Here is a 4,386-nt window from a genome sequence, read left to right as displayed (position 1 = left end):
ATAATAACGAAGATAAAACAGAAACAATTCAAGAAGAAACAACAACAGAAGAAACAACTCAAAAAGAAAAAATAACAGAAGAAAAAGAAACTGGTAACCTTGACAATCCCTGATAATGGTTCAGTTGAATCAACAACTGAACCTACCTTATTACAACAAGAACAACTCCAACAAACACCACTACTTGGTGAGGAATTAAAAGAAACTAACCAAACAACGGAAACACAACAACTAACTCCTGAAGAAATCATCAAAACAAAAAACTTATTAGAAATCCAACTTCAACAAGAAAAAATCGGACTGCACCCCATTTTACACACATTTTTTAGAGTTAAAAAATTAACAATGAAGTTCTTATTTAAGCATTTATTTACTCATCTTTTCAAATCAAAAAAACATTAAAAAAATTGCAATATTTGTTTAACGATGGGGTGCGGTCTTTTTCGGTTTTTTTGAGTTCAAAAGATGAATTTTTAATTTTATCTTTACACTATATAGTTAGGTAAAAAAACTCAAAAACTCATATATAAAATGAAAATAAAATTATTTTTTTACGTAATTATGTTGTTTCTGAGGTTTTTGTTGAAAAAAAATATTTAGATGGTAAAATGTAAGAAATGAAAGGTGGTTTTTTTTGATGAGAAATACAAATAACAAAAAAGAAATTGAATTATTACAAACCGTTATTGATTATAGCGACCCTAATTTAGAAAATATTATTTTTACCTTAGTTAAATTTTACCAAAAATACTTTTTTATTTATAAAATTTTAAAATTATTGAAAATTAATCGTAATACTTATTATTCTTGGCAAAGAAATAAAAAACAAAAAGAAAAAACTAAAATCACAAATTCTTTGATTATTGAAAGAATTGGTATTTTATGTCAAAAAAATTATTTTTCATTTGGTTATCGAAAAATTACCGTTCTTTATCAAAGAGTTTTTAAAACCAATATTAATCATAAATTAGTGTTAAAAATTATGAAAAAAAATAAATGGTTGATGAAATGGAAACAACCTAATTCCAAAAATAAATTTTATGAGGAATTTTCAAAAAAACAACCTAATTTAATTAAAAATAATTTTAAAACTAATAAACCATTAACTAAATTATACACTGATTTGACTTGTTTTGCAAACATTAAAGGGCATTTGTGGGTTTCAACGATTATTGATGGGTATAATAATCAAGTTTTGGCATCGGTTATTAGTAAAAATCCTAATTTAGAATTAGTTAAAAAAACTTTTAAAAAAATACCTAAATTAAAAGAGCCTTGTATTATTCACTCAGATCAAGGGAAAGTTTATCAAAGTATTAAATTTCAATCTTATTTAAATAATAGAGGTTTTTTGATTAGTATGTCGCGCAAAGCTACGCCCAATGATAATGCGGCAATTGAGTCTTATTATAGTAATTTGAAGGGTTTTATGAAAACACAAGAACCGCGATTATTTTTAGATTCTTTTGATATGATTAATAAAAAAGTTAAGAAATTTATTTCTTTTTATAATAAAAATTGGCTTTTCGCTAAATTAGGTTATCAGTCTCCTTTGGGGTATTTGAAATCTTTATCTAATTAATGTTATTTATTTTATTTTTTTATCTTTTATATTTATAAAAAAAGGGAGTCGCGCGGAAATGGGGGGTTCTTTTCTTTTCTTTGTTTGTGTATACTTATTAGTTTTGTTAGCGCTTCAGCGCGTTAAGGGCTTTTGGTTTAATTGTGGAAATTTAAAAAAACTCTTTTTCAATAACGGAAAGGAAAGGGTATTATTTATATATCGTAAATAATAATGATAGATAAATAATACAACGATAATATAAAATATCGAGTATCATTATCATTATCGATATAATATATAAAATATCACTCCTCTTAAAGTTAGGGTTTAGGAAGAAAATTTAACTATCAAAAGTGTTATAAAACTGTTAGTGAAGTGTTATAAAACTGTTAGTGAAGTGTTATAAAACTGTTAGTGAAGTGTTATAAAAATGTTAGTATGAATTTATTTGGTTTTGGATATATATTTATACATGGGGTGTATCTTTTTAACCCGATATCCTTGTTTATTTTTGGTTAAAAATATTTTGATGTGTTTAAAATCTTCTAACTGATAATAAATAACATTTAGGCCTTTTTTATAGTTTGTTTTTATAGGATTGTTGTATTTATCTCGCTTTTGAGAATCTAATTTATATAATTTCAAAGTATCTAACTTGTCTATGTTGATTTTGCTTATTAATTCTTTAATGTAGTCTTTTTGTTTATTGTAATAATTAATTTGGAAGATAGGGAAATGCGTTTTAAGGGTATTATTTTGGCTTTTAGGGGGATTTGTGTGGTTGGTTAGTGTTGTTATATTGTTATCGCTTTCGGGTGAGTGAGTTTTAATTATTTCTATTCTATACTTCTTCATTTCATCTAAGATTTGAGGGTCTACAAAGAGAGTTTGGTTTTTGGGGCGGTAATTTGCTTGTTGGTAGGTGTTTTTCTTTTTAGAATGCGAGATGATTGTAATATTTAATAATTCTTGTTTTATTGTTTGTAAAAAGTTTTTGATTTGTACTAAATCGTTGGGGGTTGTTTTTGTTTCCCAACCTCCTATTCTAATTTCTTGATTTGTGTTGTTTTTCATATTTTTTCTCCTTTTGTGTTGTTTTTGTTATAAAAATAAAAAAAACCTAAATTTGCGAAAAATAAAATCGCAAAATTTAGGGTTATATGGGCGTTTATGAGGGCATGTTAATGTTATTATACATGTAGATATAATATTATTGGTTTAAAAAGCATTAATTTAATTAATTATTTCTACTTTGTCTTGTCCGAAAAAATGAACGGCTAAGTCGACTATGATTTTCTTTTTGGCCTCTTCATAGGTGATATAAGGGTCTAAAAAACATTTTTGATAGGCTTGTTTTCCAAATTGTCTTAATAAATCATCAACATCTTTGCAAGTTTTGTCGTAAGGCGGTAAAATGCGTCTAATTTCGTATATGATGTTTGCTTCTTTGAGTTGTATTCCTAACGCTTCACTTCGTTTTTGTCCTGTTTCATCATTATCTAAGGCAATAATGACTTTTATATTTTCTTTTTTTAGGATTTCTAGTTGGGATTGGGAAAGCAATTGGGTGACACAAATTAACCCTGCAACATTTTTAATATTGTTTTGATAACAACTAATTACATCAAAAAATCCTTCATGAATGATTATGGTTTTTGTTTGTTTGATATATGGTAAAGCTTCAAAAAAACGATAACTGAAATGAAAAGTGTTAGTTTGACTGAAATTATTTAGGGATTTGTATTTTGGTTGGAAATAAGAAACTTCGCGAAAGTTGTTTTGATAAAAATGGAATGTTTTTTTATAACCGTTTTCGATAGGGATAATTACGGAACCATGAAAAGTATCGTGATAGTATTTGGCGTCTTTTTGATTGATTTTTTCTTTGATAAAACCATATTCAACTAATTTTGTTATATCGATGTTTTTCTTTTTACAATAATTTATTAAACGGAAAGATAATGGTTTATCTGATAATGGGGCGTAACCTAGTTTGAATTCTTGAATGGTTTTTAGATTTAATTTTCGTTTTTGGGTTAAATATTCTAATCCTAGGTGTGATTCGTTGTTGCGGTTAGAGGTTAATAAATAGTTATAATAATCTCTAATTTGGTTAAATAAGGGTGATATTTCTTTAAATAATTGTGTTTTTTTGGCATTAATTTCTTTTTCGTCGGTGGGATTTGATGCGTTTTTGGGGTAATATTGATATTTGAAGGGGTTGGTTAGTGAATTAGGGGTTAAGTTTTGTTGCTCGATTAAGGTCTTAAATTCTTGTGTTTGCATAAAGTTATTAATTCTTTCGAGGGCGAGATTGAAGGTTTTAATTCCTCTTATTTCCATATAAACATCAATAATATCAAAATCGCAACAACATTTCCAACAATGAATTTTGTTGTCTGAAGTTATTTGGCAACAAGTTGGGTTTTGGCCTTGATGGATGGGGCAGGGGAAACGATATTTAATGTTGAAGTTTGGGGATATAATGTTTAGTTTTTTTAATAAAACTGACATGGGGAATTGTGTTTGAATGTGTTTTATTTTATTTTGATAATTCATTTATTTTACTCCTGTTTTTTTACTTATTAATAAGTTTCTATTTGATAAGGTAAAATATAACCTATTTCTTGAAAGGTTTGGGTGGTTAGTTCGAAGTGATAAATTAAGGTTTTTTTAGTTCCACTACGATTTTTTTTGATGCATATTTCGATTATTTTTTGATTTTCGTTGTCCTTCGATTCTAAATATAGTTGATTTAAAGTTGAATTATATATATTGATGGGTTTTTCTTTGTCTTTGGATAGTTTGGGTTGGAATTCAGT

The 4,386-nt window shown here is 26.7% G+C and carries 4 protein-coding genes and 1 pseudogene; 2 read left to right on the top strand and 3 right to left on the bottom strand.

Annotation, left to right across the window (positions count from 1 at the left end; translation table 11 throughout):
* Positions 1-99 precede the first annotated feature (99 nt).
* Positions 100-402: a hypothetical protein gene (locus OYV_RS02990; RefSeq protein ID WP_052360411.1), complete on the top strand. Its 303-nt coding sequence runs from the start codon at positions 100-102 to the stop codon at positions 400-402.
* Positions 403-637: 235 nt separating this feature from the next.
* Positions 638-1,582, top strand: coding sequence for an IS3 family transposase (locus tag OYV_RS02985; protein ID WP_042068210.1), 945 nt, complete (start codon positions 638-640; stop codon positions 1,580-1,582).
* A 426-nt stretch (positions 1,583-2,008) separates the two neighbouring features.
* Here OYV_RS02985 and OYV_RS02980 read toward each other — a convergent pair whose 3' ends face one another.
* From OYV_RS02980 to OYV_RS02970, 3 genes and pseudogenes are all read right to left on the bottom strand, one after another.
* Positions 2,009-2,638 carry a hypothetical protein gene (locus tag OYV_RS02980; protein ID WP_042068209.1) on the bottom strand — a complete coding sequence of 210 codons (630 nt, stop codon included), beginning with the start codon at positions 2,636-2,638 and terminating at the stop codon, positions 2,009-2,011.
* Between the two features lie 159 nt (positions 2,639-2,797).
* Entirely contained in the window at positions 2,798-4,123 is a 1,326-nt protein-coding gene (locus OYV_RS02975) for a toprim domain-containing protein (protein WP_042068208.1), read from the bottom strand.
* A gap of 26 nt (positions 4,124-4,149) precedes the next feature.
* A pseudogene (locus OYV_RS02970) lies at positions 4,150-4,386 on the bottom strand (replicative DNA helicase); the annotation flags it as partial.

The organism is 'Chrysanthemum coronarium' phytoplasma, from assembly GCF_000744065.1.
GTDB classification, from domain to species: Bacteria; Bacillota_I; Bacilli_A; order Acholeplasmatales; family Acholeplasmataceae; genus Phytoplasma; species Phytoplasma asteris.
Note: the sequence above shows the minus strand (reverse complement) of the source record. Positions and strands in the feature narration are given on the sequence as shown.

Excerpts from the sequence above, each read along its gene's own strand:
- OYV_RS02975 (WP_042068208.1), bottom strand. The coding sequence starts at position 4,123 with ATGAATTATCAAAATAAAATAAAACACATTCAAACACAATTCCCCATG.
- OYV_RS02985 (WP_042068210.1), top strand. The coding sequence starts at position 638 with ATGAGAAATACAAATAACAAAAAAGAAATTGAATTATTACAAACCGTT.
- OYV_RS02980 (WP_042068209.1), bottom strand. The coding sequence starts at position 2,638 with ATGAAAAACAACACAAATCAAGAAATTAGAATAGGAGGTTGGGAAACA.